This window comes from Streptomyces sp. NPDC054047 (genome assembly GCF_055585065.1).
In genome coordinates this window covers 431322-457050 of sequence record NZ_JBVJKV010000003.1, presented here as the reverse complement: position 1 = coordinate 457050, position 25729 = coordinate 431322, and the positions used below count along the sequence as shown (strand labels likewise).

Annotated in this window: 20 protein-coding genes and 1 pseudogene; 13 read left to right on the top strand and 8 right to left on the bottom strand. The window is 70.9% G+C overall.

The window, feature by feature from the left end:
- Positions 1 to 65 precede the first annotated feature (65 nt).
- From ACZ6ZP_RS13780 to ACZ6ZP_RS13770, 3 genes are all read left to right on the top strand, one after another.
- Complete coding sequence (locus ACZ6ZP_RS13780; RefSeq protein WP_366461635.1) at positions 66 to 653, top strand: hypothetical protein; 588 nt, start codon at positions 66 to 68, stop codon at positions 651 to 653.
- Positions 654 to 752: 99 nt separating this feature from the next.
- Positions 753 to 1367, top strand: a complete 615-nt coding sequence (locus tag ACZ6ZP_RS13775) for a hypothetical protein (protein WP_351157030.1) — start codon at positions 753 to 755, stop codon at positions 1365 to 1367.
- Positions 1368 to 1581: 214 nt separating this feature from the next.
- Entirely contained in the window at positions 1582 to 2805 is a 1224-nt protein-coding gene (locus ACZ6ZP_RS13770) for a low temperature requirement protein A (protein WP_366461703.1), read from the top strand.
- 26 nt (positions 2806 to 2831) lie between these two features.
- Here ACZ6ZP_RS13770 and ACZ6ZP_RS13765 read toward each other — a convergent pair whose 3' ends face one another.
- The 4 genes from ACZ6ZP_RS13765 to ACZ6ZP_RS13750 form a co-directional block, all read right to left on the bottom strand.
- Positions 2832 to 3386: a hypothetical protein gene (locus ACZ6ZP_RS13765; protein WP_361464110.1), complete on the bottom strand. Its 555-nt coding sequence runs from the start codon at positions 3384 to 3386 to the stop codon at positions 2832 to 2834.
- Between the two features lie 276 nt (positions 3387 to 3662).
- On the bottom strand, positions 3663 to 4847 hold the full coding sequence (locus ACZ6ZP_RS13760) for a hypothetical protein (RefSeq protein ID WP_469406836.1): 1185 nt from the start codon (positions 4845 to 4847) through the stop codon (positions 3663 to 3665).
- A gap of 5 nt (positions 4848 to 4852) precedes the next feature.
- The gene (locus ACZ6ZP_RS13755) at positions 4853 to 8470 is read right to left on the bottom strand and encodes an Hsp70 family protein (protein WP_399971864.1); all 3618 of its coding nucleotides are present in this window, start codon (positions 8468 to 8470) and stop codon (positions 4853 to 4855) included.
- A gap of 15 nt (positions 8471 to 8485) precedes the next feature.
- A complete protein-coding gene (locus ACZ6ZP_RS13750) occupies positions 8486 to 11092 on the bottom strand; it encodes a hypothetical protein (RefSeq protein ID WP_399971862.1) in 2607 nt (868 codons plus the stop codon).
- Between the two features lie 406 nt (positions 11093 to 11498).
- On the opposite strand from ACZ6ZP_RS13750, the gene ACZ6ZP_RS13745 reads away from it, so the two are divergent.
- A complete protein-coding gene (locus ACZ6ZP_RS13745; protein ID WP_469406833.1) occupies positions 11499 to 11915 on the top strand; it encodes a CBS domain-containing protein in 417 nt (138 codons plus the stop codon).
- A gap of 80 nt (positions 11916 to 11995) precedes the next feature.
- Here the strand turns inward: ACZ6ZP_RS13745 and ACZ6ZP_RS13740 are convergent, their stop codons facing one another.
- Positions 11996 to 12880 carry a helix-turn-helix transcriptional regulator gene (locus ACZ6ZP_RS13740; protein ID WP_351157045.1) on the bottom strand — a complete coding sequence of 295 codons (885 nt, stop codon included), beginning with the start codon at positions 12878 to 12880 and terminating at the stop codon, positions 11996 to 11998.
- A gap of 281 nt (positions 12881 to 13161) precedes the next feature.
- Between ACZ6ZP_RS13740 and ACZ6ZP_RS13735 the strand changes: the two are divergent.
- The 4 genes and pseudogenes from ACZ6ZP_RS13735 to ACZ6ZP_RS13720 form a co-directional block, all read left to right on the top strand.
- Positions 13162 to 13263 (top strand): annotated as a pseudogene (locus tag ACZ6ZP_RS13735) (SDR family NAD(P)-dependent oxidoreductase); the annotation flags it as partial.
- A 322-nt stretch (positions 13264 to 13585) separates the two neighbouring features.
- Positions 13586 to 14866 carry an MFS transporter gene (locus ACZ6ZP_RS13730; RefSeq protein ID WP_361464117.1) on the top strand — a complete coding sequence of 427 codons (1281 nt, stop codon included), beginning with the start codon at positions 13586 to 13588 and terminating at the stop codon, positions 14864 to 14866.
- Between the two features lie 91 nt (positions 14867 to 14957).
- Entirely contained in the window at positions 14958 to 15374 is a 417-nt protein-coding gene (locus ACZ6ZP_RS13725) for a (R)-mandelonitrile lyase (RefSeq protein WP_361464119.1), read from the top strand.
- 250 nt (positions 15375 to 15624) lie between these two features.
- A complete protein-coding gene (locus tag ACZ6ZP_RS13720; RefSeq protein WP_351157051.1) occupies positions 15625 to 16458 on the top strand; it encodes a PIG-L family deacetylase in 834 nt (277 codons plus the stop codon).
- Positions 16459 to 16733: 275 nt separating this feature from the next.
- Here the strand turns inward: ACZ6ZP_RS13720 and ACZ6ZP_RS13715 are convergent, their stop codons facing one another.
- Positions 16734 to 17156, bottom strand: coding sequence for an Hsp20/alpha crystallin family protein (locus tag ACZ6ZP_RS13715; RefSeq protein ID WP_351157982.1), 423 nt, complete (start codon positions 17154 to 17156; stop codon positions 16734 to 16736).
- 271 nt (positions 17157 to 17427) lie between these two features.
- Complete coding sequence (locus tag ACZ6ZP_RS13710; protein WP_366461639.1) at positions 17428 to 18021, bottom strand: dihydrofolate reductase family protein; 594 nt, start codon at positions 18019 to 18021, stop codon at positions 17428 to 17430.
- Positions 18022 to 18337: 316 nt separating this feature from the next.
- On the opposite strand from ACZ6ZP_RS13710, the gene ACZ6ZP_RS13705 reads away from it, so the two are divergent.
- From ACZ6ZP_RS13705 to ACZ6ZP_RS13695, 3 genes are all read left to right on the top strand, one after another.
- Entirely contained in the window at positions 18338 to 18928 is a 591-nt protein-coding gene (locus ACZ6ZP_RS13705) for a TetR/AcrR family transcriptional regulator (RefSeq protein WP_361464123.1), read from the top strand.
- A 90-nt stretch (positions 18929 to 19018) separates the two neighbouring features.
- A complete protein-coding gene (locus ACZ6ZP_RS13700) occupies positions 19019 to 19516 on the top strand; it encodes a MarR family winged helix-turn-helix transcriptional regulator (RefSeq protein WP_361464125.1) in 498 nt (165 codons plus the stop codon).
- A complete protein-coding gene (locus ACZ6ZP_RS13695) occupies positions 19513 to 20394 on the top strand; it encodes an SDR family NAD(P)-dependent oxidoreductase (protein ID WP_399971851.1) in 882 nt (293 codons plus the stop codon). Before ACZ6ZP_RS13700 ends, ACZ6ZP_RS13695 begins: the two co-directional genes overlap by 4 nt.
- Positions 20395 to 20471: 77 nt before the next feature.
- Here ACZ6ZP_RS13695 and ACZ6ZP_RS13690 read toward each other — a convergent pair whose 3' ends face one another.
- Positions 20472 to 21338 carry an alpha/beta fold hydrolase gene (locus ACZ6ZP_RS13690; RefSeq protein ID WP_361464128.1) on the bottom strand — a complete coding sequence of 289 codons (867 nt, stop codon included), beginning with the start codon at positions 21336 to 21338 and terminating at the stop codon, positions 20472 to 20474.
- 106 nt (positions 21339 to 21444) lie between these two features.
- Here ACZ6ZP_RS13690 and ACZ6ZP_RS13685 point away from each other — a divergent pair, with 106 nt between their 5' ends.
- Both ACZ6ZP_RS13685 and ACZ6ZP_RS13680 read left to right on the top strand, forming a co-directional pair.
- Positions 21445 to 21924 carry a CGNR zinc finger domain-containing protein gene (locus ACZ6ZP_RS13685; RefSeq protein ID WP_366461641.1) on the top strand — a complete coding sequence of 160 codons (480 nt, stop codon included), beginning with the start codon at positions 21445 to 21447 and terminating at the stop codon, positions 21922 to 21924.
- A gap of 266 nt (positions 21925 to 22190) precedes the next feature.
- Positions 22191 to 25538, top strand: coding sequence for a S8 family peptidase (locus ACZ6ZP_RS13680; RefSeq protein WP_469406831.1), 3348 nt, complete (start codon positions 22191 to 22193; stop codon positions 25536 to 25538).
- Positions 25539 to 25729 lie beyond the last annotated feature (191 nt).

Sequence of the window (25729 nt, the reverse complement as noted above, 5' to 3'; positions counted from 1 at the left end):
CAGAAGCTGACCGGAGCCACTACACAGGATGGTGATCTGTTCACGCCGGAGAAAGAGGTAACCGTATGGCGATACGGACCACGCACCGCACCCGTCTGGCGGGGGCCGCGGTCGCCGTCACCACGGGCTTGATCTGCACCCTGTCGGCGCAGCCCGCCGGGGCCGACGAAGGCGCCGCGCGCCACTGCGTCCTGGACGCGACGTCCGGACAGCAGCGCTGCTTCGGCACGTTCACCGAAGCCGTGGACCGAGCCACCGACGGACGCGTCACCGACGCCCCGGCCTCCCCGCGGGCCGCCGTCACGTCGCCCGGGTTCCGCGCCGAGGTGTCCGGCACGGCGGCGAAGAGAGACGTCGCCGCGGCCGGGGACGTCATCCAGGGAACGTTCTTCACGGACCCGGACTTCGCCGGTGACTCGCTCACCATCAGCGGGCCCTCGCTGTGCGAGAAGGACGGCTGGGTCAACTGGCAGCACGACCTGGGCGACGACTGGAAGAACCGCATCTCCTCGGTACAGCCCTGGGGCAACTGCGCGATCTGGCTCTACCCCGAGCCCGATCTCGGCGGCGACCGCGACGGACCGTTCGACGAGAACACCGCCGACGTCGGCCAGATGATGAACGACCGCACCCAGTCCATCGGCTTCAGCTAGAGCGCTGCCGCGTCCATCGGCGTCGGCCGGAGCGCTGCCGCGCTCGCGCGCACGCCGTACCCCCCACCTGTTTCACCTTCCCCCCACTGGAGATCACACATGATCACCCGTACCCGTCTGACCGTCCTGCTGGCGGCGATGGCCACCGCGGGCGGCCTGGCCCTCGCGCCCGCCGCGCAGGCCGACGAAGAGCCCCCCACCACCCGCGAGTTGCTCGACCAGTGCGACAACGGCACCGACTCGTGCGTCTTCCACCCCGAAGGACCCGGCACCGACTCGATGGGCGAGGCCCATCAGGTGGGTGACAGCGCCTACAACTGCACGTCGGACCTTCAGCGTTCGAGCATCTCCTGGGCCGACACGACGGGCGAGTCCAACAGCGTCGGAGTCTCGCTCAGCGCGGAGTACGGCTTCGCCGAGGTCTTCAAGGTGAGCATCGAGACCTCGTACGGGCACACCTGGGAGAGCTCGCACACCGAGACCGACACCACGAACGTCGACGTCCGCCCCGGTGAGGTCGGCTGGGTCACGCGCGAGTCGCAGTTGCAGCAGGTCAAGGGCACCTACGAGCTGCACTTCCCGGACAGGTTCCACGGCCACTACATCTGGTACGTCCCCTTCGACGCCACGGGTCCCAAGCCGGACGCGCCCAGCACCAAGACGCAACACACCCGCCCCATGACGGAGCAGGAGAAGGCCGAACACTGCGGCTGACGCACCACCGCCCCTGCCGCCGAATGATGCAGCAACGGCCTGTGGCCCTCTTCCTGCATCATTCGGCGGCCGCACACCCCCACTCCGTGCGGCGCGAGTGCGTGATGCAGCGGCGTCGGAAATGATGCAGCGCATGAACGATCACCCGAACACCAGCAAGACCGGCAAGGCCGGAGGAGCCGAAAAGCGTGGCCTGTCCCGACGGCTGATCCCGATGACCGGCCGGGATCCGGACGAACAGGGGCGGGTCTCCTCGCCGCTTGAGCTCCTGTTCGACCTCACCTTCGTGGTCGCCGTCGGCACCGCCGCGTCCCACTTCGCCGAGATGGTCGCCGAGGGGCACGCCGGGCAGGCGGTGACCGCGTTCGTCCTCGCGATGTTCGCGATCAGCGTCGCCTGGATCAGCTTCAGCTGGTTCGCCTCCGCGTTCGGCACCGACGACTGGCTCTACCGCGCCCTGACGATGCTGCAGATGGTCGGCGTCGTCGTGTTCTCGCTCGGGCTGCCGGCGATGTTCCACTCCGTCGAGGAGGGCGGGCACCTCGAACTGCGCGCGATGGTGATGGGCTACGTCGTGATGCGGATCGCGATGGTGCTCCAGTGGTGGCGGGCGGCCCGGGAGTCCCCCGCGTTCCACGACGTGGGGATGGCCAACATCCGCTGGACCGTGATCGTGCAGGCCGGTTGGATCGTCATCGCCTTCGTCCATCTGCCGCTCGCCGCCGTGTTCGCCGCGTTCATCCTGCTCGGGGCGCTGGAACTGGCGCTGCCGGTGCTCACCCAGGGGGGCGCGGGCGACACCCCGTGGCACCCGCACCACGTCGCGGAGCGGTACGGCCTGTTCGCCATCATCACGCTCGGCGAAGGAGTGGTCGGCACCATCGCCTCGTCCGGCGACCTCCTGGGAGGCGGCGACGGGACGCACTGGAGCGGGAACGCGATCGCCGTCGTCATCGCCGGCGTCGGACTGACCTTCGGCATGTGGTGGGTCTACTTCACCACGCCCTTCGGCGAGGTCCTCGCCCACCGCCGAGGCCGCGGCTACCTCTTCGGCTACGGACACATCCCCCTGTTCATCGGAATCGCCGGTGCCGGTGCCGGGCTGCACGTGGCGGGCCTCCATCTGGAGCACCACGCCGAGCTCGGTGACGTGGCCGTGGTCCTGTCCCTGGCCGTCCCGGTCGGTCTCTACCTGTTGATGGTCTACCTGCTGCACACCCTGCTGCTGTCGACGGCGGACCGGTTCCACCTGCTCCTGATCTCGCTCACGCTCGCCGTGCTGCTCGTGGCCGTCCTCCTGGCCGCGGCCGGGGTCGCGATCGCGGTATGCCTGCTCGTCGTGATGCTCGCCCCGTTCGTCACCGTGATCGGCTACGAGACGGTGGGCTACCGCCACCAGCAGAAGATGCTCGAAGGACTCGGTACGGGGGCTCGCTGACGGAGGCGGTCAGCTGGGCGGCCGGGTCAGCGCCCCGCAGGGGCGGGAGACGCCGTGAGCCGATCGAGCTGCTTGTCGACCACCACGTCGAGAGGGAACCCGGGGTCGCGCTGCGCGCCGCGGTCGCCGATGTTCACGGTGAGGGCTCCCACCCGCACCAGGACGTGGTGGTCGGTCCGTACGGTGCGCCCCGGGCCGTCCATGCTCAGGTCGAAGGCGACGGCTTCGTCACCGAGTGCGGGCGCCTTCTTCACGGTGATCCGGGAGTTGAGCTTGCCCTCGGGGGTCTGCCCGACCAGCGTCTTGCAGGTCCTGAGTCCGTCCGTGAACTCCTGGAACCGCTTCGCCGCCCCGGTTCCGGCATACGAGGCCAGCCACGTCCGGCCGCCCCAGCGGTTGTCCTTCCACCAGAAGTCCTGGATCACGGAGGCGGACGCGTCGTGCGCGACGAGCACGTCGAACACGTCCTGGCAGCCCGGCCCCGCCACCAGAACCCGCGGATCGTACGGGGGAACAGGCCCCTGCACGGGCGCGCTGGCGACCCGCGGCACATCCCCCTCCCGCAGCAGGAGGGACTTCAACTGCCCAGCTGTCAGCGGCTTGGCCCGGGACGGCGGTGGCGATGACGATGACGACGGTGATGACGACCGCGAGTGCGAGGCCGCCTCGGACGCCGACGCCCCGCCCTTCCGCTCCGTGGCATCGACCGCACCCTGGGCCGAACACCCCGCGACACCCACGAACACCCCGGCGGCCACCGCCGCACCCGCCGCCTTACGGCACCCTGTCCACACCGTCGCCGCCCCCTTGATCCGCTTCGCCTGCGACGAGCAGACAGTACGGCACCCGTGCGCCGGTCACCCCCGGTACACCACCCGCCCCGGCAGCTCCCGCCCCTCGACGCGCGCCCACAGCCGCAGTCCGGCGAGCACCTGCCCCTTGCGGCCCCCGGCGTCCAGCGGGATGTCGTTGCCGCCGGTGCGCTGGCGGGCGTCGCGGTAGGCGGAGGGGGCGAGGGCCTTCACCTCGACGTCCGATCCGCTGCCCTGCACCCTGCGGCGCAGCCCCAGTACGGCACGCTGGGAGGTCTCCGCCACCTCGGCCCACCAGCTGCCGGGGGCGGCAGGCGGCAGGTGGATCACGGAGCACAGCGCCTCGTCGACGGCGAGCGCCGCCCGCAGCTCCGCCGGAGAGTCCCGGGGCGCGCGGGCGAGCCGGGTGAGCCGCTGGGACACCTCGTGCCGGTAGGCGCCGAGATGTTCCGGGGTGTGCAGCGCAAGCGTGCCGCGGTGGGTGAGGCTTTCCAGGCAGTGGTGCAACTGGCCGTCCAGCCGGGCCAGTTCCGCCACCCAGCCGGCGAGCTGGACCCACACCTCCAGCGGTGCGCGGTCCTCCGCGCCCACCGCCGGTGGCACCCAGGCGGCCTCGGCGGCGTCCAGCGCCCAGTCGGGCCGCACACCGGCGGCGTTCAGCCGGACGCCGGGCGCCCCGAAGCGGGACAGCGGAGGGACGAGGACCTGTTCACGGTCGTACGCCCACCACTCGATCCATCGTTCATCGGCCGGGTCCGGCGCGGCGAACGCCGCCGACAGCTGCGCCCGCTCCCGCCACTTCGTCGCGTAGGCGGCGGGCAGCCGGAGCAGTGTGGTGTGGAGCCAGAGCCAGCGGGTGGAGGTGTCGGCTGTGGTGGGGGCCCGGAGCGGTCCGAGGTATTCGGAGGTTTCCGGGCTGCTCACCAACTCCCCGCAAAGGGCCAGGAGTTCGGCGTCCGCCGCGGCATGGGGGCCCGCCGGACCTCGTGCCGGAACGGCCACGGGCCGCGCGCCGGTGAAGGCGGGCGTCTCCTCCCGCGACTCCTCCCCTTCCGACGCGAGCAGTTTCTCCACCTCCCGCAGGACCGCCCTGCACTGCTCGGCGCCCGGGTCGTCGGGCCAGGCACGGAGCAGTTCGTCCAAGGTGGTGTGCAGCCCGGCGAGCTGGGCCCTGGCCACGGTGCCGAGCCGCGATCCGGGTGTCAGACACAGTGCGCGCAGCGCGTCCACGGCGCTCAGTGCCTGCCGTTGAACGGATCGCGCTCGGCGATGTGCTCGGAGGTGGCGTCCTCCATGGTCACCCGGAACACCGACCCCGGGTTGGTCCACATCTCGGCGACGGAACCCGCCTCCCAGTACGGCACCGGCATCCGGTGCACCCGCAGTCCGCCGTACTCGTCGAGCGTGGCCACGTACTTGCTCCCTCCGTGCGGTACGTCCGGTCCGTTCCATCCCTCCGCCGGCGCCGGGCCGTGGCGCGGGACCGGGACGGCGTCGACGCACTCCATCTCCCGGTCCGGTTCCCCGGGCCTGCGCAGGTAGAAGACCCAGCCGTCGTGACCGGGCGGCACCAGGGGCTTGCTCTCCATGCCCCGCACCGCGGCCTTTCCGGGGGCGCCGCTGCCCCGGAACCACTTGTCGAACCGGTCGCTCGGCGGGGCACCGGGCGAGGTGTCGTCCGGGGGCGGCGGATCGGCCTCCGGGAGCCAGGGGTTCTCCGTGAGCCGGAAGACGACGGTTCCCGCGTCCGGGCGGTCCCCGGCCACCCGGTTGTCGACGACGATCTCCAGAGGCGTCCAGGGAGCGTCCGCGCCGCCCCCGAGATCCACCCGGATCGGGGCCGCGCCGCCCACCTCGTCATGGGCCTCGCCGCGCGCCAGGTGGATGTAGAGGTTCAGATCGGCGTCGACCTCCAGCTGGAACTTCGCCTGGTTGACCCACTCCTCCATGTTCAGCTGGAACCCCGGTTCCTCGCGGCGCACCCAGGCATCGGGGTCGAAGTAGCCCCACGCCTGCCATTTGGGGCCGGTGTTGCGGTGGATGCGCAGGCTCTCGGTGAGGTTGCGCCACTCGCTGCGCACCGCCCAGGCGCCGCCCGGCCCGATCGGGCTCAGCTCCGTGCTCATCCGCAGGAGGGTGTCGGTCGGTTCGCCCGCCTCCAGCTGGAAGGTCGGGCCGAAGTCGCACGGCAGGTAGTAGCTGAGGTTGTCCACCTCTATGCGCAGGACGTAGCGGCCCCGGCCCAGTACGCCGCGGGCGGCCTGCTCGGCGTGGGCGAAACGGCGGATGTGGTAGCCCCAGCAGGCCCCGATCGACGTGGCGAGTTTGCCGTACTCCTCCTCCACCTCGATCCCCGCGGGGTTCCACCGCACCTCGGTCTCCTGGCGCAGCCGCCGTTCCAGGGAGCGGCGGACGAGGGGCATCCGGCTGCTCTTGCCGGTGAGGAAGATCCGGTCGAGCTCCTGGTTCTCCTTCAGGGCGTTCTTAGCCAGGGAGGCGACCAGGTCCGTGATGTCCTTCAGGACGGGGGCCATCAGACCCTCGAAGATCTCCGTGTCCATCCGCGGCGCCCACTCCGCGTCCCGCGTCGTCTCGGGCGCACCGAGGCGCCCCAGGACGGCGTCAAGGGTTTCGGGAAGCGGCAGGTAGGCGTCGTCCCCCGCGCCCAGCCGGATCTTTGCCTCCTCCGCGATCCGCCACAGCAGCCAGAACGTCTGCTCGGACTCCTCGCGGGGTCCGCCAAGGACGCGCTCCCCCGTCCAGCGCGTGGGCACGACCTGCTCCACGAGGTCGTGCGGGTACTTCTCCTCGTCGGGGCTCCTGTTGAGCAGCGACCCCGCCACGTACCGCCCGTCGTCGACGTAGCCTCCCTCCTTCTCCTTCTGCGTGGCGATGACCAGCTCGAAGCGGTCGGGCCACCGGGTCAGGAGATGGTCCGCGAAGGCCGCCTTGTACCAGCGGAAGAGGTGCAGCGTCATGAGGTCGCCGCCGAGCTGAAGGCTGCCGGTCGAGCCGAGCAGCGTCGGCGTGAGGACGTAGAGGCGGCCGGTGAACCGGGGGTCCTGGCCGGGCAGCGGGTCCGGGGTGGCGTCCTTCAACTGGAGGTTGATCACGGCGAGGTCGGTCGTGCCGCCGCCGATGTCGACCACCAGGATGTTCTGCCCCCAGCGGTCCGTGCCGGCGACCGGACTGCAGCGGGCGCGGAACGCCTCGACTCCCGCCGCGAAGTCCCCGCCGAAGTCCCGCATGATGAAGAACAGCGCCGCCGCCACCGCTTCGTCGAACCGGGTGTCCACGATCGTGACGCCAAGCCCGTCGACTCCCTCGGCGCCCGATCCGACCAGTTCACGCAGTCTGCGGCGCACTGCCGGCGGGGCGACGGTCGGGTAGGTCATGACGACGTGGTCGATCTTTCCCTGGTGGAGTTCCTTGGGGTTGGCGCCGATGTACTCGTCGCTCAGATCCAGCAGGTGCCTCAGCCCTTCGCGGATGAGGTCGTCGGCGGTGGTCGCGGAGCCGTCCGGACGCGTCGGCAGCTCGGGCAGCTCGTGGTGCCGGGCGAGGTACTGCTTGAGGCCCCGGTAGGCGCGCGGCGCGCTCCCCTGCTGCGTGCCGACCGCGACGCGCTCCTCGCCCATCCGCACCCGCAGTTCGGGGAAGGTGTCGACCACCTCGATGCGGCTGGCGAGCTCGGTGCCGCCGGACTGGTCGAGGTCGGCGGGAAAGAGCCGCAGCACGTCCAGCGGCACCTCCCTGAAGACCCGGTCGTAGCAGGCGTGCAGCCGGGGGGCGACGGCCCGGCGCAGCCGTTCGTCCCGGGCCGCGAGCCGCAGTTCGAGCGCGGTGTAGAGCGCGTGCGGCCAGGCCTCGCCGCCGTATCCGCCCTCCAGGGCGTCGACCAGGGCCCGCCCCGGATCGTCGCCGGACGCGGGCCGGGGAGTGTCGCGGTGTCCGCTGCCCGTCGTGGCGTCGTACGCCGTGCTGTCGCGCTGGAGCAGTTGGCGCACGACATCGCCGAGCAGTTCGCGCCACTGGGCCCGCTCGGGTCCCGGCGTGGCGGGATCGCCGAGCAGGGCGACGAGTTCGGCCCGCAGCCTCGTCTCCTGGTCCCGGGACATGGCGCGTACGGCGAGCTGTTGCATGTCGTGGATCGTGACGGTGGAATTGGTCGTCCCGAAGTCGACCGCCGCGAAGCCGAGATGGCGTACGGCACCGGCCGGGACGCGGTCCATGCGTTCGCCGCGTCGGGCGCCGACGGTCTCGGGAGCGGGGTGCGCGGGGTGCACGGTGTGCTCCGGGGCCGGGTCCGGGACGGGGTCCGGCACGGATTTCGTGACGGGCGCGGACCACTGCCGGGGGTGGTACCACTGCCCGGGGTCAGCCTCGATGTGGGGCTGCTCCTGTCGCCGCGTGGACGGATCGTCGGGCGGCTCGGCAGGGGCGAGATGGAGCGTGGTGGTGAGTTCGATCGTGCGGTGGTCGGCCCCCACCGGACGTCCGGTGACCGTGTTCATCTCGTGGTACGTGATCCGCAGCTGGAGGGGCAGGTCTTCCGGGGCGGGCGGGGCGGGCAGCGGCACGGGGCCCGATCCGCGGAAGACGGAGGGTTCGTCGACGACCTTGCCCCTGGCCTCGCTCCACAGTCCGCGCAGGGCGGGCAGCTGCGTCTTGGGCAGGTCGGGAGGCGCGACCACCTCGAGCGCACGGATGAGCGCGGCGCTGCCGGGCGAGGGAACCAGCCGCAGCGCGGGCAGTTCCAGTGCGCCCGCCACCCCGGTCAGGGTGAAGCCGTCCCCGCCGGGATCGGCCACGCAGAACGGTCCTGACGCGACGAATTGGGCGTGCAGTCCCATGAGGGTCTCCCTGGGTCAGGGCCGGGGGCGCGGGATGGGGGCATGGGCGGCGTCGTACCTGGAGCCCGGGGCGGGCATGACGTCCAGGTGACCCGCCAGGTCCAGGACGGCGGCCCCGGGTGAGCCGCCCTCTCCCCTGAGGCCGGACACGAGGAGGTCGAGGGTGTCGGAGGCGCCCACGGCCTCTTCGTACGCGTCGATCAGGCCCTTGGCCTCCGAGGCCAGCACGATGTGTTCCTTGGCCAGTTGCTTGTACACCAGGTTCAGGAGTGCGGTGACCAGCTCCCGGCGGATGCGTACGGCGTGCACGATGTGGCGTTCCCACGGGTCACGGCCGTCGGGCGACTCCGGGTGCCAGGGGAAGCCGCGGTCGAGACGGAGCGGGTAGGCGGCGTCCGCCTCGTCCAGGTCCGGGCCGGGTGATGCCGTGTCCCGGAACGCGGTGCGCCACACGTCGACGTCGGTCATGTCCTGCAGCACCAGCAGGCGGTCGGCGTGCTCCTGACCCACGGCGCCCCGCTCCTGCTCCCGCTCGATGACCCTCTCCCACATCTGGAACAGCTCGTCCAGGGCGCCCCGGTGGCGCTCCAGTCGTTGCTCGTACGCGGCGCGGGCCCAGTCGCGCACCAGCGCGAGGAGTTGTTCGTAGCACTGCCGGAACAACGGCAGGAGCGCCTCGGGCTCGTCCGCCGCCGCGGGGCCCCGGGTGTCCGTGCCGCCGGAGTCGGCGATCACGAACTTGCGTGCCCTCGCCCGCTCCCGCACCCTGCGCCGCAACGCCTCGTCCGCCGCGGTCCGGTCGGCGCGCCGCACGGAGATCAGCTGTTTCTCCCGGTCGACCGAGGCGAACAGTTCCTTCCACAGCGGCCAGCCCGCGACCATCGTCGCGGCTTCCCCGTCGATGTACTGCCGCAGCTCGTCGTCGGCCCAGGCGTTGCCGGGTCCCATGCCCACGACCAGGCTGTCCCGCAGGTCTCCGAGGGAGCGCCGTGTCTCGTCCAGCGTCCGTTGTATCTCGCGGTACTCGGGCGGACAGGCCTCCTCGGGGTGGGCCGCCTGCTCCCTGGAGATCAGCTCCACCCGCATCCGGTCGACGACCGCGGCCCGCCGCCGCACGGCCTCGTGGCGGATGTCCCCGCCGTACTTCTCGGCGTGCTGGGTGAGTTGTCGGCGGAGCAGATCGAGTCCGCCGTCCTCGGCGAACTCGCGCAGGGCCGTGCTCAGGGGCGATCCCGGGTCGTCCGCCGCCAGGCGTGCCGCCGCCTTGGCCCACAGCTCGGTGATCTGCAGTCGCTCCTCGGCGCCCGAACGCAGCCGCGCCCGCAGGGCCTCGTCGAGCTGTACGCCCTGGGACCTGGCGAGCCGGTCGAGTCCCACCATGGCGGAGACCAGGACGAGTTGCTTGCGCTGGCCGGCGGGCAGCAGCCGGTGCGCCGCCTCGACGATCTTGTCCAGGACCGCCGTGTCCGGCAGTCCGCGCAGCCGCTGCTCCTTGAGGCGCTCGGGCGAGTCCAGAAGGGCGGCCTTGAGGGCGGAGGGGTCCACGGGCATCTGGTCGAACCGGCCGCCCGCCACGAGCAGGCTCTCGCGCAGCACCTTGTCCGACTTGCGTTCCCGGCCGTCCGCCGTGGGTTCGCGGAGCATGTCGAAGAAGTCCTGCTCCTGGGCGACCGGTCCGCGCTGGCCGTTCATGAGGACCAGGACCGTGTGGATGTCGCGCAGCTCGCGGCGGCTCAGAAACCGGTCGCGCTCCCCGGACTCGGGGCTGTTGAGGCCGGGGAAGTCCATCAGGGTGAGGGCGCGCGCGCCCGCCAGGTCCCAGATGCCGCGCGGCACCCCCACCCGCAGTTCGACCCGGCGGATGAGCGGCACGCAGGCGGCGAGGACGTCGTCGGGGATCCGGTGTCCCTCACCCTCCTTGACCCGCAGGGCCGGGCTGTCGCCGCCGCCCGCCTCCAGTTTCACGCCCGGCAGCGACATGGCGCGCTTGGCCTGGGCCTCGGAGAGTTCGTAGCGCCGACCGAGCATCGGCGTCCCGACCTCGTACGCCGTGTGCAGGAGTTCCACTTCGGCCGCGACCGCACGCATCCGCGCACCGTGCAGGGCCGAGCCGTGCCGGCCGCACCACTCGACCAGCGGCGCCCAGCCGTCGGGGCCGGGCCGGGCCGCGTGCAGCGCCTGGGACCGCTGGTCGGGCGGCCCTTCGAGCGGCGCGAGTTCCTCGAGCCTGCCGTGCAGATGAGTCATCAGCTCGGCGGTCTCGGCGGCCGTGCAGTACACGACGGCCCGCCCGTCGAGACGCGACGTGCGCTCGCCGCCCGTGAGCTGGCCGATGTGAAGGGCGGTGACGTTCCCGGTGGTCGCCACATCGCTCACCGAGAGCAGCCCGGGCAGCCCGAGCAGCGCCTCGATCAGCAGAGACTTCCCCGCGCTGAACTCCCCCACCACACCGACCGAGAGCGGCCCGCGCGCCTCCCGCAGCAGCTGAGCCACAGCGGCCCGGAACTCCTCACGTCCCGCGTGCAGTTCCCGATCCTCCGCGGAGCCGTCCGACGGAGCCCTGTCCAGGGCTTCCAGCATCCCGACCGCCCATTGGACATAGCTGTCCGTGTCGCTGCCCATGGCTCTGGGCCTCCCCCCGCGCCTCCCCCGGCAAGGATCGTCCGGTCACGGTTCGAGCCGCATCAATCCCTGGCACTACGACGCTGAAGGCAATGTGCCGCGCCGACAGCCACGCGACAACCGTCTGTGACAAATTCACTGAATTCGCTCTCAGTTGTACACACTTGAGCCTTTTCCTGACACTCAGGAACCACGACCGAAACCGGGGCCGTGCGGACCGTCTGTGCCGTCCGGGCCGTCCGGGCCGTCCGTGCCTTCCGTGCCTTCCGTGCCGGGGGCTTCGGGCATGGGTGGCGACTTCTCCCCCCGCTGCGCGACTCCCGGGTTAGCGCCCGGGCCCATCGGGCACCCGGAGAGCCCGACAGCCCGTAGGAGGCGCTGCCAACAGTCAGTGAGGGAGCCTGACATGACCACTGCCCGCGACATCATGACCGGAGGCGCCCAGTGCGTGGGCGCCGAGGAAACCGTGCTCGACGCCGCCCGCAAGATGACCGACCTGGGCGTGGGCGCACTGCCCATCTGCGGAACCGACGACCGGCTCAGGGGCGTCCTGACCGACCGGGACATCGTCGTCAAGGTGCTGGGCCAGTCGAAGGACCCGGCCACGGTCACGGCCGGCGAACTCGCCCAGGGCGAGGCCGTCACCATCGGCGCCGACGACAGCACGGACGAGATCGTAGCCACCATGACGCATCACAAGGTGCGGCGGCTTCCCGTCATCGACGGGCGCCGCCTCGTCGGCATGGTCTCCCTCGCCGACGCCGCGCGGGCGCTCCAGGACCCCAAGGCCGGCCAGCTCATCGAAGCACTCTCCACCGACTGACCGGCCCACGGGCCCGGCCTGCGACCTTCCTGAGGCGAAGCTCCGACGAGCTTCGCCTCTTACCTGTCGAAACACTGGGCTCAGTTCGTTGTGGAGGGCTCCGTCGCGTCAGCGTCTCGGGTGGCGGCCCAGGACGCGAGGAGGCGCAGTCCCTCTTCGGAGGGCGAGCCGGGTTCGGCGGTGTAGATGGTGAGGGTGAGGCCGGGTTCGGCGGCCATCTCCAGTCCTTCGTAGGCGAGGGTGAGTTCACCGATCGCGTGGTGGTGGAAGCGTTTGGTGCCGGTGCCGTGGTGGCGGACGTTGTGGGCGCCCCAGCGGGTGCGGAAGTCGTCGCTGCGGGTGGAGAGTTCGCCGACCAGGTCGTGCAGGCCCTTGTCGTGGGGGTTGCGGCCGGCTTCGGTGCGCAGGATCGACACGGCGACGTCGGCGGCCTGGTCCCAGTCGGGGTAGAAGCGGCGGGAGGCGGGGTCGAGGAAGTTGAAGCGGGCCAGGTTGGCCTGGTTGTGGGGCGCTGCGTAGACGTCGTCGTAGAAGGCGCGGGCGAGCCGGTTCGTGGCGAGCAGGTCCATGCGGCCGTTGCGCACGAAGGCCGGGCCCGCGGTGACGGCGTCCAGGACCCATTGCAGGCTGCGGTGCGCCGTCCACTGGGGTGAGCGGCGCCGGGGGCGGGTGAGGGCATCGGAGCCGTCTGCCGCGTGGGCCAGGTTCAGGAGGTGGGCGCGTTCGGCCTCGTCGAGCCGGAGGGCGCGGGCGAGGGCTTCCAGGACGGCCGGGGAGGCGCCGGCGAGGTTGCCGCGTTCCAGTTTGGAGTAGTACTCCACGCTCATGTCGGCCAGCGCGGCGACCTCGCTGCGGCGCAGGCCGGGCACCCGGCGCCGGCTGCCGGAGGGCAGGCCCGCCCGCTCGGGGGTGATCTTGGCTCGCCGCGAGGTCAGGAACTCGCGGACCTCTGCTCGGTTGTCCACGCCTTCGACGGTACGTCCCGTCCGCGGCGGAAGGGATGTACTGGCGGTACACCCCTTGACCGTGCCTCGCTGCACGCGCCGGGAGCGGGTTACCTGGATGACGTGGGGCTTCTCGCCCGGCCACGAACCGGCCGGACGGAAGGCCCGCGGCTCTGCACTCGGCGACGGCCACTCCCCCGGTACGTCGCCTCGGCACGCGAAGGAACCCCCTCTCATGCGCGGCGCAATGATCTACGCCCCCGGCGACATCCGCTTCGAGAGGCTGGACGACCCCAAGATCCTCCATCCGGCCGTCGAGCCCGAGCGCGCCGGCCGAGCGGCTGTACGGCCTGCACACCGATCGGGACGGCTTCCGGCACTACGCCGAACCGATGCCCGGCTGACCCGGAGGCGTTCTGTCGTGCTCGTGCCCCGCTCCGCCCTGCACCCTCTCTGTTCTCACGCGGTCCCGGCCGCGGCACTGCTCCTGGCAGTCACGGCGTGTAGCACCACGCCGGACACCACGCACGCGGCGTCGGCACCCCAGGGTTCACCGCGGCAGTCCGCGCCGGACCGGCCGACGGACCGGCCGACGGACCAGCCGATGGACCAGCCGACGGACCAGCCAGAGGCCGAACCCTCTCCTGCCCCCGTCCCCTGACTTCTGCCCACGTCTCCCCTGCCCCCCGTCCCCTCGTCCCCTCGTCCCAAGGAGTAGTTCCCCGTATGTCCGCTCCCGCCGCTCGTGCGCCGGGCAAGCTGCCCTTCGTCGTGTGGGTGCTCGCCGTCGGCACCTTCCTGATGGGTACCACCGAGTTCGTCATCGCCGGGATCCTCCCGGACATCGCCCCCGACCTCGGCGCCGACGTCTCCCACGCCGGCCTGCTGATCACGGCCTTCGCCGTCGGCATGATCGTCGGCGGTCCGACCATGGCCCTGGCCACCCTGCGCCTGCCCCGGCGCCTCACCCTCGTCCTCGCCCTGGCGGTCTTCGCCGCCGGGCACGTCGTGGCAGCCCTCACCAGTTCCTTCACCGTCGTCCTGGCCGCCCGGTTCGTCACCGCGCTGGCCACCGGCGCGTTCTGGGCCGTCGGCTTCGTCATCGCCACCACCGCCGCCGGGCCCGCGAACGCCACCCGGGCCGTCAGCGTGATGATGGGCGGCCTGACCCTGGCGAACGTCGTGGGCGTCCCCGCCGGGTCGCTGGTCGGTCACGTCACCGGTTGGCGCGGACTGTTCTGGGCGCTGGCCGCGCTCGCCGTCCTCGCCGCCACCGTGATCGGGCGCTTCATCCCCCGCACGGAGCAGCGCGCCGATGTTTCCGTACGGGATGAAGTTCGGGCGCTGCGACAGGGCCCGCTGTGGCTGGCGCTGGCCTCGGCCGTACTGATCATGGGCGGGGTTCTGGCCGTCTACACCTACATCACCCCGCTGCTGACCGACCGGGCCGGCATCCCGGACGGTGCCGTGCCGCTGGTGCTGATCGCGTTCGGCGCCGGTGCGCTGGGCGGCACCGCGATCGGCGGCCGGTTCGGCGACCGCCGCCCGATGGCCACGACGATCCCGGCCGCCACGGTGACCGCGCTGATCCTGCTCGCGCTGATCCCGCTGTCCGCCGTGCCGGCCGCCGCCATCGCCCTGATCTTCCTCATGGCGCTGGCCGGGTTCACGATCAACCCGGTCGTCACCGCCCTCGCCGTCCGCTTCGCCGGTGACGCCCCCACTCTCACCTCGGCGCTGACGACGTCGGCGTACAACACCGGCATCGCCGTCGGCTCCGCGCTCGCCGGACAGGCCCTCGGCTCCTCCCTCGGCGTGACCGGACCCGCCCTGGTCGGCGCCGTGTTCGCGGGCCTGACCCTGCTGCCGCTGATCGCCCTGGCCGTCACCACCAAGCGCGGGACGACGCGCGCCGTCGCCCATGGCGTTCCCGACGGCTCTGTCCCCGCAGCACATGCTGTCCCGGCAGCGCGGGAGACGGCTGAAGCGGCGTCGACGCGGAGCTGAACCGGTCGGGCCGTCCCGCACCTCACCTACCGGGTCCCCCCATGAACCCGAAGAACCACGACAACCCCACCTGACAAGGACGAGGACCACCATGGAGCACATCACCTCGACGCCGACGGCCAAGGCACCGGCCGAGCGATTCACCGGCGACGTCTACCTCAACATGATCGAGGCCCCTGCCGACCCCGCCCGCCTCGCCGCCGCCCTGGTCCGCTTCACCCCTGGCGCCCGCACCAACTGGCACAGCCACGCCAACGGCCAGACCCTCTACATCACCGACGGGATCGGCCTGGTCGGCACCCGCGACGGCAGCGTCGCGCGGGTCGGCGCCGGACAGACCGTCAAGTGCCCGGCCGGTGAGGAGCACTGGCACGGCGGCACCGACACCACGCTCATGGCGCACATCGCCATGGTCGTGGGCGACGCGGACGGCGACGGCACCACCTGGCTCGAACCCGTCACCGACGAGCAGTACACCCACGCCCTCGGCAGCACGAACGAGAGCTGACCAACACAGAATCTCGTGTCGGAATCTCACGGCTGGTGCCGCAGGGACGTCAGATCCGACGAAGTCCGAGCAGCCGTGCCGGGAACAAGCCGTCCGCCCGGCACGGTTGCATCGACCGAGGGACCGGCGCCGCACGGGCGGGGACACGGCGAGCACAAGGTCGTCCACCCTGTCAGGATCCGGGCCCCCGGGATCGCGGTACGCCGCCGCGCACTCGGACCGAGGCGATTTTCTACAGAAGGACTGCTTGATGACTGACCGGCCCCTGACCCTCATGGCAGTGCACGCCCACCCCGACGACGAGGCCACCGGAACCGGAGGAATCCTCGCGCGGTATGCGGCGGAAGGCATCCGTACGGTTCTCGTGACGTGTACCGACGGCGGCTGCGGTGACGGACCGGGGGGCTCCAAGCCGGGCGATCCCGGGCACGACCCGGCGGCCGTCGCCGCGATGCGTCGAAAGGAACTCGAGGCGAGCTGTGCGGTCCTCGAGATCAGCGACTTGGAGATGTTGGACTACGCCGACTCCGGGATGATGGGCTGGCCGAGCAACGATGCTCCCGGCTCCTTCTGGCAGACCCCCGTGGAGGAAGGCGCCGCGCGGCTTGCGGAACTCATGCGGCACTACCGGCCCGACGTGGTCGTCACCTACGACGAGAACGGCTTCTACGGCCACCCCGACCACATCCAGGCCCACCGCATCACGATGGCGGCACTGGAGATGACCGAGCTGACGCCGAAGGTGTACTGGACCACGATGCCCCACTCGGGGATGCAGCGGTTCGGCGAGCTCATGCGCGAGTTCAGCGAGGACATGCCGGAGCCGGATCCCGCCGAGGTCGCCGAGATGGCCAAGATCGGCCTCCCCGACGACGAGATCAGCACGTGGGTGGACACCATCGCCTACAGCGGTCAGAAGTTCGACGCGCTGGCCGCGCACGCCAGTCAGGGCGAGAACATCTTCTTCCTCAAGATGGGCAAGGAGAGGTTCGGCGAGCTGATGGGCATGGAGACCTTCGTACGGGTCCAGGACGCCACCGGCGCGGCCCTGCCCGAGAACGACCTCTTCGCCGGACTGCGCTGACCCTGTCCGTCCACCCCGCGTGGCGGCCCTCGTCGGCGGCGTCGACGAGGGCCTGCGGGGCCGGCCCGACACCGCGCGGGCGCCGACGGACGCGTCCGCACTCATGAGTCAGGCGTCAGTGCCCGCAGGGCGAACGGCAGTTGACAGCGGTCTTGACCCGCCCGCCGACGCGTCCCGGTCCACGCGCTGGACGCCCTCGCTGGACGCCCTCACGGAGGGGCGGTGCGAGGGGTGGGAGCCCCAGACGGCTCGGCTCCCGCCCCTCGCCTCCGGGCTCAGCCGCTGATCTGCTTGCGTGTGTCGTCGCGGCTGATGGTGATCTTGCGGGGCTTGGCCTGCTCGGCGACCGGGATCGTCAGGCGCAGCACCCCGGCGTCGTAGGCGGCGTCGATGCGGTCGGTGTCCAACGTCTCCCCGAGGAACAGCTGGCGGCTGAAGGATCCGGCGGGCCGCTCGGCGATCAGAACCTCGGTGTCTTCACCCCTGCGCGGGCGCCGCTCGGCCTTCACGGTCAACACATTGCGCTCGACGTCCAGGTCGATGGACTCGGCGTCCACGCCCGGCAGGTCCAGCTCGACGACGAAGGTGTCGCCGTCGCGGAAGGCGTCCATCGGCATGGCGGCCGGCTTGGCCGCGGTGCCCAGCACCTGCTGGGTGAGCCGGTCCAGCTCGCGGAAGGGGTCGGTTCGCATGAGCATCATCACTCACTCCTTTCCCGAAGACGGGATGCACATGACGACACCACCTATATACCTCGCCGCAGTAAAGTTGACAACCCTCGACTCAATCTGTGGAGCGCCGAGGCTACGTCGACAGCGATCGGGCACCTACACCCCCCCCCCCACGATGAGTCAGAACCCGTTCCTGACGGAAGGGCTCCAGGTGAAAGCGACACCGGCGGCGGGCCAGGCGGCCGTCGCGGGGCGAGTTCCGCCCCGCGACGCCGCCTGGCCGCCACCCGGGGCGCCCTCACTTCTTCGCGTACGTGAGGAAGATGGTGCCGCTGTCCATGATCTTGCTGTCGGCCAGCGTGAAGAACGTCGGGTCGAACGGTTGCTTCTGCCCGAACAGTGGTGTTCCCGAGCCGATCGCCATCGGCGCCAGCTTGACGACCATTTGGTCGATCTCCGAGAAGAGCGCCCCGGCCAGCTCACCGCCCCCGCACAGCCAGATGCCCTTGCCGTCCTCCTGCTTGAGCTCGCGCACCTTGGCCACGGGGTCGCCCGCGACGAGCTCGACGCCCGGGTCGGGGGACTCGGCGAGGGAGCGGGAGAAGACGAGGTGCCTCAAGTGGGGCCAGGCGTTGGTGACTCCGGCGTCCACACCGTTCTGATACGACCTGCGTCCCTCGATGACGGTGTCGAAGTGCGCACCGTTCCCACTGACCCCGAACGCGTCCCGCGCCGGGCCCGGCAGCGTCTCGGGGTACTCGGCGACGAGGTGCTCGATGTAGTCCTGCCCGATCGGCCAGAAGGCGCCCGGTCCCGAGGTGGGGTCGGAGCCGTCGGGGCCCGAGATGAATCCGTCGAGGCTGACGGCGATGAAGTAGGTGAGCTTTCGCATGGAGGTCTCCTCGTGGTCGGCGAATCCGGGGCCGCGGCCTGCTTCGACGCGGTGATCTTCGGTGGAGTGCGCGATGGGGTCTGTCATCCGGCCTTTCAGCGGCGGGTACCCGGCTTGGGCAGCGGGCGGGGGCGGGGCAGCGAGCGGGGCTTGGCGGGAACGGGGAATCGGGCGCTCGGCTGGGACTTCGGCTGGTTTCGCAATGCGCTCCTCGGGAAGCATCGGCGGCACGGTGAGTGATGTACTCTGAGTGAAGTGGTTAGAACTTAGTACTGCACCCGCAGTGGTGTCAACAGGTTTCCGAAAGGAAAATGTCATGCGTCAGAACCCCGCACGACGGGCCGCCCTGCTCGATGGCGCGATCGAGGTCCTGGCCCGCGAGGGCTCACGCGGCCTCACCCTGCGCGCGGTCGACACCCAGGCCGAGGTCCCCAAGGGCACCACCACCAACTACTTCGCCAACCGCGCCGAGTTGCTGGCCCAGGTCATGACGCGCATCCAGGAGCGTCTGACGCCCGAGGAGTCCCAACTCGCCGACACCATGGACGAGAAGCCCTCCGTCGAGCTGGTCGCCACCCTGCTCAAGCAGCTCCTCGGCCGCATGCGCGCGGACCGCGGCAGCTGGCTCGCCCTGATGGAGCTGCGCCTGGAGGCCACCCGCCGCCCCGAACTGCACGCCGAGCTCACCCGGTTCTTCACCGCCCAGCTCGATGCCAACATCAGCTTCCATCTGGACAGCGGCCTGCCGGGCGACCGGACCGGCGTCATCCTGATGTATCTCGCCATGGTCGGCCTGATCGTGGACGACCTGACCGTGCCGGATCTGCTCGAGCCGCATTCCGTCGACAAGCTGATCGACGAGCTGGCGCGGCGCGTGGTGGGCACGGGCGCGGGCGCTGACGACTGATTCCAGAGGCCCGCCGCGAGGGATCAGCGCCACACCCCCGCAAAGTACATGGATTTTCCAATGATTGGATTTTCCATGTACTGTCGGGTCATGGATGATCGGCAGCTGACCGAAGAGCTCTACGACTGCCTGTTCGCGATCCGTGCCCAGGTGCACGGCGAGCTCAAGGAGCTGGCCCGGGAAGCGGGGCTGACCGACACGCAGACCGATGCGCTGTGGAGGCTGAGCCGCGGGCGGGAGATGACCGCGCGTCGTCTGGCCGACCTCTTGCAGTGCGACGCCTCAACCGCCACGTCGATGATCGACCGGCTGGAGAAGCGCGGCCTGGTCCGCCGTGTGCCCCACCCCATCGACCGCCGGGCGAAAGTCATCCAACTCACCCCCGAGGGATGCGCGCTGCGCGATCGCGTCATCCAGCACACCGTCGAGCATTCCCCCTTCGCCCTCCTCGACCACGAGAGCAGGCTGCGCCTGCACGCACTTCTCCGCGAAGTGATCGACGGCCCCGGCCCGAAAGGGGAGGACGGCCTCAGCCCGACACATGAGGCCGCCGGCGTCGAGGGCACCGAGGTCGAGGAGCAGCAGTGAGCAGCGAGAGCACGGTCATCACGGGCGGAGCCTCGGGCCTGGGCCTGGTGACGGCACGCCACCTGATCGAGGCCGGTCGGAGCGTCGTCCTCGTCGGCCGGGACGCGACGCGCACCCGGGCCGCCGCCGACAGCCTGCGCGGCCTGGCTCCCGCGGGCAGTGACGCGGTACCGCCGAGGACGTACACCGCCGACCTGAAACAGTGGTCGCAGGTACGGGCACTGGCGGCGGAACTCGCCGCCGACGGACACCGGGTGGACGTCCTCATCAACAACGCGGGGGCGGCGTTCCCCCGGTACGAGCAGACGCCGGACGGCGTCGAGTTCACCTACGCGCTCAATCACCACGCCCCTTTCCTGCTCACCCACGCGCTCCTGGCCGAAGGAGTGCTCACGCGTGAAGCGCGGATCATCAACATGTCCTCGTTCGTGGAGAAGCGCGGCAAACTCGACGCCACCGATCCGGACGTCACGGGAACATCGTGGAGCAAGCGCTTCTACAACCAGATCAACGTCTACGCGACGAGCAAACTCGTCAGCCTCTTGGCCGCGCGTGAACTCGCCCACCGCCTGCCCGACGGCATGAGCGTCTACAACGCCAATCCCGGCATGGTCAAAGGCACCGCGATGAACAGCAACGCCGGTGGCCTGATGCGACTGACCGCCCCACTGTTCCGCCCGTTCGCCATCACCCCGGACGAAGGGGTGCGGACCCCCGTCTGGCTCGCCGGCGCCTTGCCCGCACCGCGTCCCAGCGGCGGCTTCTTCAGCGAGTCGCAGCCGGACACCCCTTCACGCCTGGCTCTGGACGACACCCTCGCCCGCACCGTCTACGTCAAGACCGCGGCCCTCCTCGGGGTGGAGCCCCTCACGAGGTAGGGCCCTGGCGGTCATCGACCACCCGGCGGACGCCCAGCTCGCCCAGCAGCGTTCGCTGCCGGGCAGCCCGATCCCACCTACCCCAACACCCGCCCGAGGAAGCCGCGCAGGTATCCCGCGACGACGTCCAGATGGCTCTCCAGCAGGAAGTGACCGCCATCGACCAGGTGCACCTCCGCGTCCTTGGCGTCGCGGGCGAAGGCTCGTGCGCCGGCCGGGCCGAAGATTTCGTCGTTGCGGCCCCACACGGCGAGCACCGGGACCTCGCTGGTGCGCAGGAACTCGTGCAGCAGCGGGTAGAGCGGGCGGTTGTTCGGGTAGTCGCGGAACAGCGCCAGCTGGACCTCGTCGTTGCCCTCGCGGGAGACGAGGGCGAAGTCGTGCTCCCAGGTGTCCGGGTCGACCAGGCTCGGGTCGGGCACGCCGTGCACGTACTGCCAGCGGATGGCGTCGACGTCCAGTGCGACGCGGACGGCGGGTTCGGTGTCGGGGCCGGGATTCGCCCCGTAGGCCCAGACGTCGGTCCAGAACGACTCGACGAAACCGTCCTCGTAACCGTTGCCGTTCTGGGTGACGAGGGCGGAGATCCGTTCGGGGTGCTTGAGCGCGAGGCGCCATCCGATGGGGGCGCCGTAGTCCTGGACGTAGAGGGCGTAGCGGTCAAGGCCCAGTTGGTCGAGCAGTCCGGAGGTGAGTTCGGCGAGGGCGTCGAAGGTGTAGGTGAACTCCTCCACGAGGGGGGCGTCGGAGTGGCCGAAGCCCAGGTGGTCCGGCGCGATGACGTGGTAGTCGTCGGCCAGCAGCGGGATGAGGTCGCGGAACATGAACGAGCTGGTCGGGTAGCCGTGCAGCAGGACGATCGCGGGGGCGTCGGCGGGGCCGGCCTCGCGGTAGAAGATCTGATGGCCGTCGACGGTGGCGGTCCGATGGTGCACCGAGTTCATTTCTAACCCCTTCAAACGCTTGATCCGGTTAGCTCTTCGCCATGCAAGCACCGCATGGGCTAACCTGTCAAACGACTCGATCCGGTTAGAGGGAGAGTGGCACCCGATGGACACGCTGCTGGACCTGCTCAACAGCAGGCCACTGGTCGACGGCGAGGAACAGGACGCGCTCGGCGACCCGGCCGGAGGCAGGCGCTGGGCGCGGGAGCACGGCGGCGAAGGCAGCCTCGCGGAACTGGCGCGGCTACGGGAGGCGCGGGACGTCCTGCAGGACATCGTGCGCGGAGAAAGCGCACCCGCCGCGTTGAGCCCGCTGCTCGAAGGGGTCCACCAGACCCCGGAGATCACTTCGGACGGTCTCCAGTGGACGACCCGGACTCCCCCGCACTCCCGGCTGGCCGTCGAGGCGGTCCTCGCCTGGGCCGCCACCGAGAAGCAACTGCCCGGCCGGCTGCGCCCCTGCGCCAACGACGCGTGCCGGCTGTTCCTGCTCGACCGCAGCCGCGCCAACCGCGCGCGCTGGTGCTCGATGGCCGTCTGCGGCAACCGCGAAAAGGCACGTCGCCACTACGAACGCACCCGCTGACCCCTGACCCCGTCCACCACCCCACGCCGAAGCCGTCACGTTCCCCCGGATCACGCCGGTCGCCCGTTTCCGCCACACTCCGGCGGCCTTACGCCTCCCGTCGAACTGCCTGCCTTTAGGGGGATTTGGTCACCCCTGACGGGATGTCAACCGCCATTACCAAAAATATCTCAGGACCATCTTCCGGCTCCCCAGAACCAAACACCTCAAAGATCACGTGTTACGGGCGACCACAACAGGCACGCTCAAAAGACAGGCAAAATCGGGTGGCAGTCATATCGAGGGTGGGGACGGCGGCGATGGCCGCCGTGGTGTCCGGCGCGCTGATCGCGGGGGTGGCCTCGGCCGACTCCGGGCCAGGGCCGGACCGTACCGCGGGCACACGTACCGGTGGGGAGACCAAGACCGGTCGGGCAGCGCAGGGCGGGAAGACGGAGACCGTCACGCTGCTGACCGGCGACCGGGCGGTCGTCCGGTCAGGGGGCAAGCAGGTCGTCCGGCTGATCCGCGGCGAGGGTCGCGAGGAGGTCGCGATCGCGGTACGGCGCGAGGCCGGGCACACGTACGTCGTGCCGCAGGACGCCCAGTCACTGATCACTGCGGGCAGGCTCGACCGGCGGCTCTTCGACGTCACACGGCTCGTCAGGGACAAGTACGGTGACGCCCACCGCACTTCGCTGCCGCTGATCGTCAAATACCGGCCGGGACGCGCCAACAGCCGCTCGGACGACACCTTCCAGGGCCTGGCCCGCGACCGCCGGACGCTTGCCGCCATCGGCGGTGAGGCGTTCGACGCGCCCAAGTCCGGCGCGGACGACGTCTGGTCGAAGCTCACCGGCGGGACAGGCGGCCGTACGAACGCGCGGACCACCGCGGCCCCGGCCATCGCGCACGTCTGGCTGGACGCCAAGGTCCGCCCCGCCCTCGACAAGAGCGTGCCGCAGATAGGCGCCCCCACCATGTGGCAGGCCGGATTCACCGGCAAGGGCGTCAAGGTCGCCGTCCTGGACACCGGAGTCGACCAGACGCACCCGGACCTCAAGAACGTCGAGGTCACCGAGAAGAACTTCACCGAGTCCGCGCCCGACGCCAAGGACCGCATGGGCCACGGCACGCACGTCGCCTCGACCCTCGCGGGCTCCGGGGCCAAGTCGGGCGGCAAGTACAAGGGCGTGGCGCCCGACGTACAGATCATGGACGGCAAGGTCATCTCCGAAGTGGAGGGCACCGGCACCGCCTCCAGCATCATCGCCGGCATGCAGTGGGCGGTCGACAGCAACGCGAAGATCGTCAACCTGAGCCTCGGCAGCCTCGACTCCCCGGGGACCGACCCGATGGAGGAAGCCGTCGCACGGCTCTCCGGCAAGGCCCTCTTCGTCATCGCGGCGGGCAACGACGGCCCCGAGCCCGGCACGCTGAACTCGCCCGGCAGCGCTCCCGCCGCCCTGACCGTCGGTTCCGTCGACAAGCAGGACAACATCGCGGAGACCTCCAGCCGGGGCCCGCAGGCCGACGGGGTCGCCAAGCCCGACCTCACCGCTCCCGGCGACGACATCACGGCCGCACGTTCCACGCAGATCCCCGACAGCTCCGACAACGACCCCTATGTCGCCCTGTCGGGCACCTCGATGGCGACTCCGCACGTGGCCGGTTCCGCCGCCCTGCTCCTCCAGCAGCACCCGAAGTGGACCGGCCCGCAGCTCAAGGCCGCGCTGACCGGTTCGGCCACGCCCCACCCCACGCTCAACGCCCATCACCAGGGGGCGGGCCGCGTCGACCTGACGCGCGCCGTCACCGCGTCCGTCGTCCCCGAGCCCGGCACGCTCGCCTTCGGCACGCAGGCCTGGCCGCACACCGACGACAAGCCGGTCGCCAAGACCGTCACCTACCGCAACCTCGGCACCAAGGCGGTCACCCTCACGCTCTCCGCCGAATCCATGGACCCCAAGGGCCGCCCGGGCCCGGCGGGCATGTTCACCGTCAAGGACGCCGAACTCACCGTCCCCGCGGGCGGCACCGCGAAGACCACCGTCACCGCCGACACCAGGATCGGCTCCGCCGACGGCGTCTACGGCGGGACACTCCTGGCCGCCGGTGACGGCCAGGAGGTGCGCACCGGTCTCGTCGTAGACCGTGAGATCGAGTCGTACGACCTCACGCTGGGGCACCTCGACGTCAACGGCAAGGACTCGTCCAGCTACGTCACCACGCTCACCGACCGCACGCAGCGGAAGATCGAGGTCCCCTACCGGGAGGGACCGGTCACCCTGCGGGTGCCGAAGGGCACGTACGCGCTGGAGAGTTCCGTCTACGGCCTGACCAAGAGCTTCGCGGTCTTCGTCCAGCCGAAGCTGAAGATCGGCGCGAAGACGACGGTCACGCTGGACTCCCGCAAGGCCAAGCCGGTCGCCGTCACCACCCCGGACGCCGGTGCGCGTCTCACGGCGTCGCACATCAGCTACGACGACGCGACCCTCGGTATCGCGAGCAGCTGGAGCCTCGGCGACGGCGCCGTCATCCGCACCCTCGGCATCGGCCCCGATTCGCCCACCCTGAACGCCCAGTACAACGGCGTCTGGAAGGCCTCGGGCACAGCGGCGACGAAGGTCGACTACCGGCTGGGCTTCAGCCGCAGCGGCAGCTGGTTCTCGGGCCTGAAGCACGCCACCACCAAGGCCGAACTCGCCGAGGTGAAGTACGGCGTCGGCGCCTCCGCCGCCGGGCGCAAGGGCACGCTGTCGGCCACGCCGATCGGCACGAACGACTACAACCCGCCGCTCCAGCCGGTGACACGGCTGAAGCTTCCGGCCTCCGGCACGAGCTACGTCAACACCAAGGACCTGCGCTGGACTTGGTCCATGGCGCAGCTCGACGACGCCGGGGACTCCACCATCGACTACGGCACCGACGCGGTCGCGTACAAGGCGGGGAAGCGTTACACGCTGAACTTCAACACCGGCGTCGTCGGCCCCGATCTCGACGCCGATGACGGGCAGGGCGCGCGCCGCGCGGGCAACGCCATGGACGCGTACGTCCAGCTCTTCAGCGACGGCGCGGGGCACGCGGGCAGCTCCGTGACGACCGGCGGCTTCACCCGGCTGGAGTCCGGCGGCCGCACCATCGCCGAGGGCGGTCCCGGCGCGGTGAGCGCCGAACTCCCGGCCGCCTCCGCCTCCTACCGCCTGATCATGGAGGCCACCCGCGCGGCCAAGGTCTCCACGACCAGCACCAAGGTGGCCGCGGTCTGGACGTTCAAGTCGGCCAAGACGCCCGACACCCCGCCCACCGCGCTGCCCCTGTCCACCGTCCGCCTCGCGCCGAAACTGGCACTGAACGGCACGGCCCGGGCAGGCAGCACGCTCACGGTGCCGCTGAAGGTGGCCGGAGCGGCGGCCGGCACCGGCAGGATCGCCGGCCTGACCGTCAAGGTCTCCTACGACGGCGGCAGCACGTGGAAGTCGGCCCCCGTCACGACCGACACGAGGGGGGCGCGTACGGCGAGCGTGAAGCACCCGGCGACGGCCAAGGCCGTGTCGTACCGCGTGTACCTGAAGGACACGACCGGCAACACCGTGACCGAGACGATCACGAACGCCTACCGGCTCGCCCCGTAACGGGGAAGCTTGCACTCAGCACAGACCCAGCGGCCACATCATGAGGCCGGGTCGGGGCCGGGTCACGGGGACACTTCCCGTGGCCCGGCCCCTTTTGTCGGCTGAGGCGAAGCCTCCGGGACCTGGCGGGCGATCCCGAGGTGCCCGGTGATCTGCTGCGTCCGCTGCGTCCGCTGCGTCCGCTGCGTCCG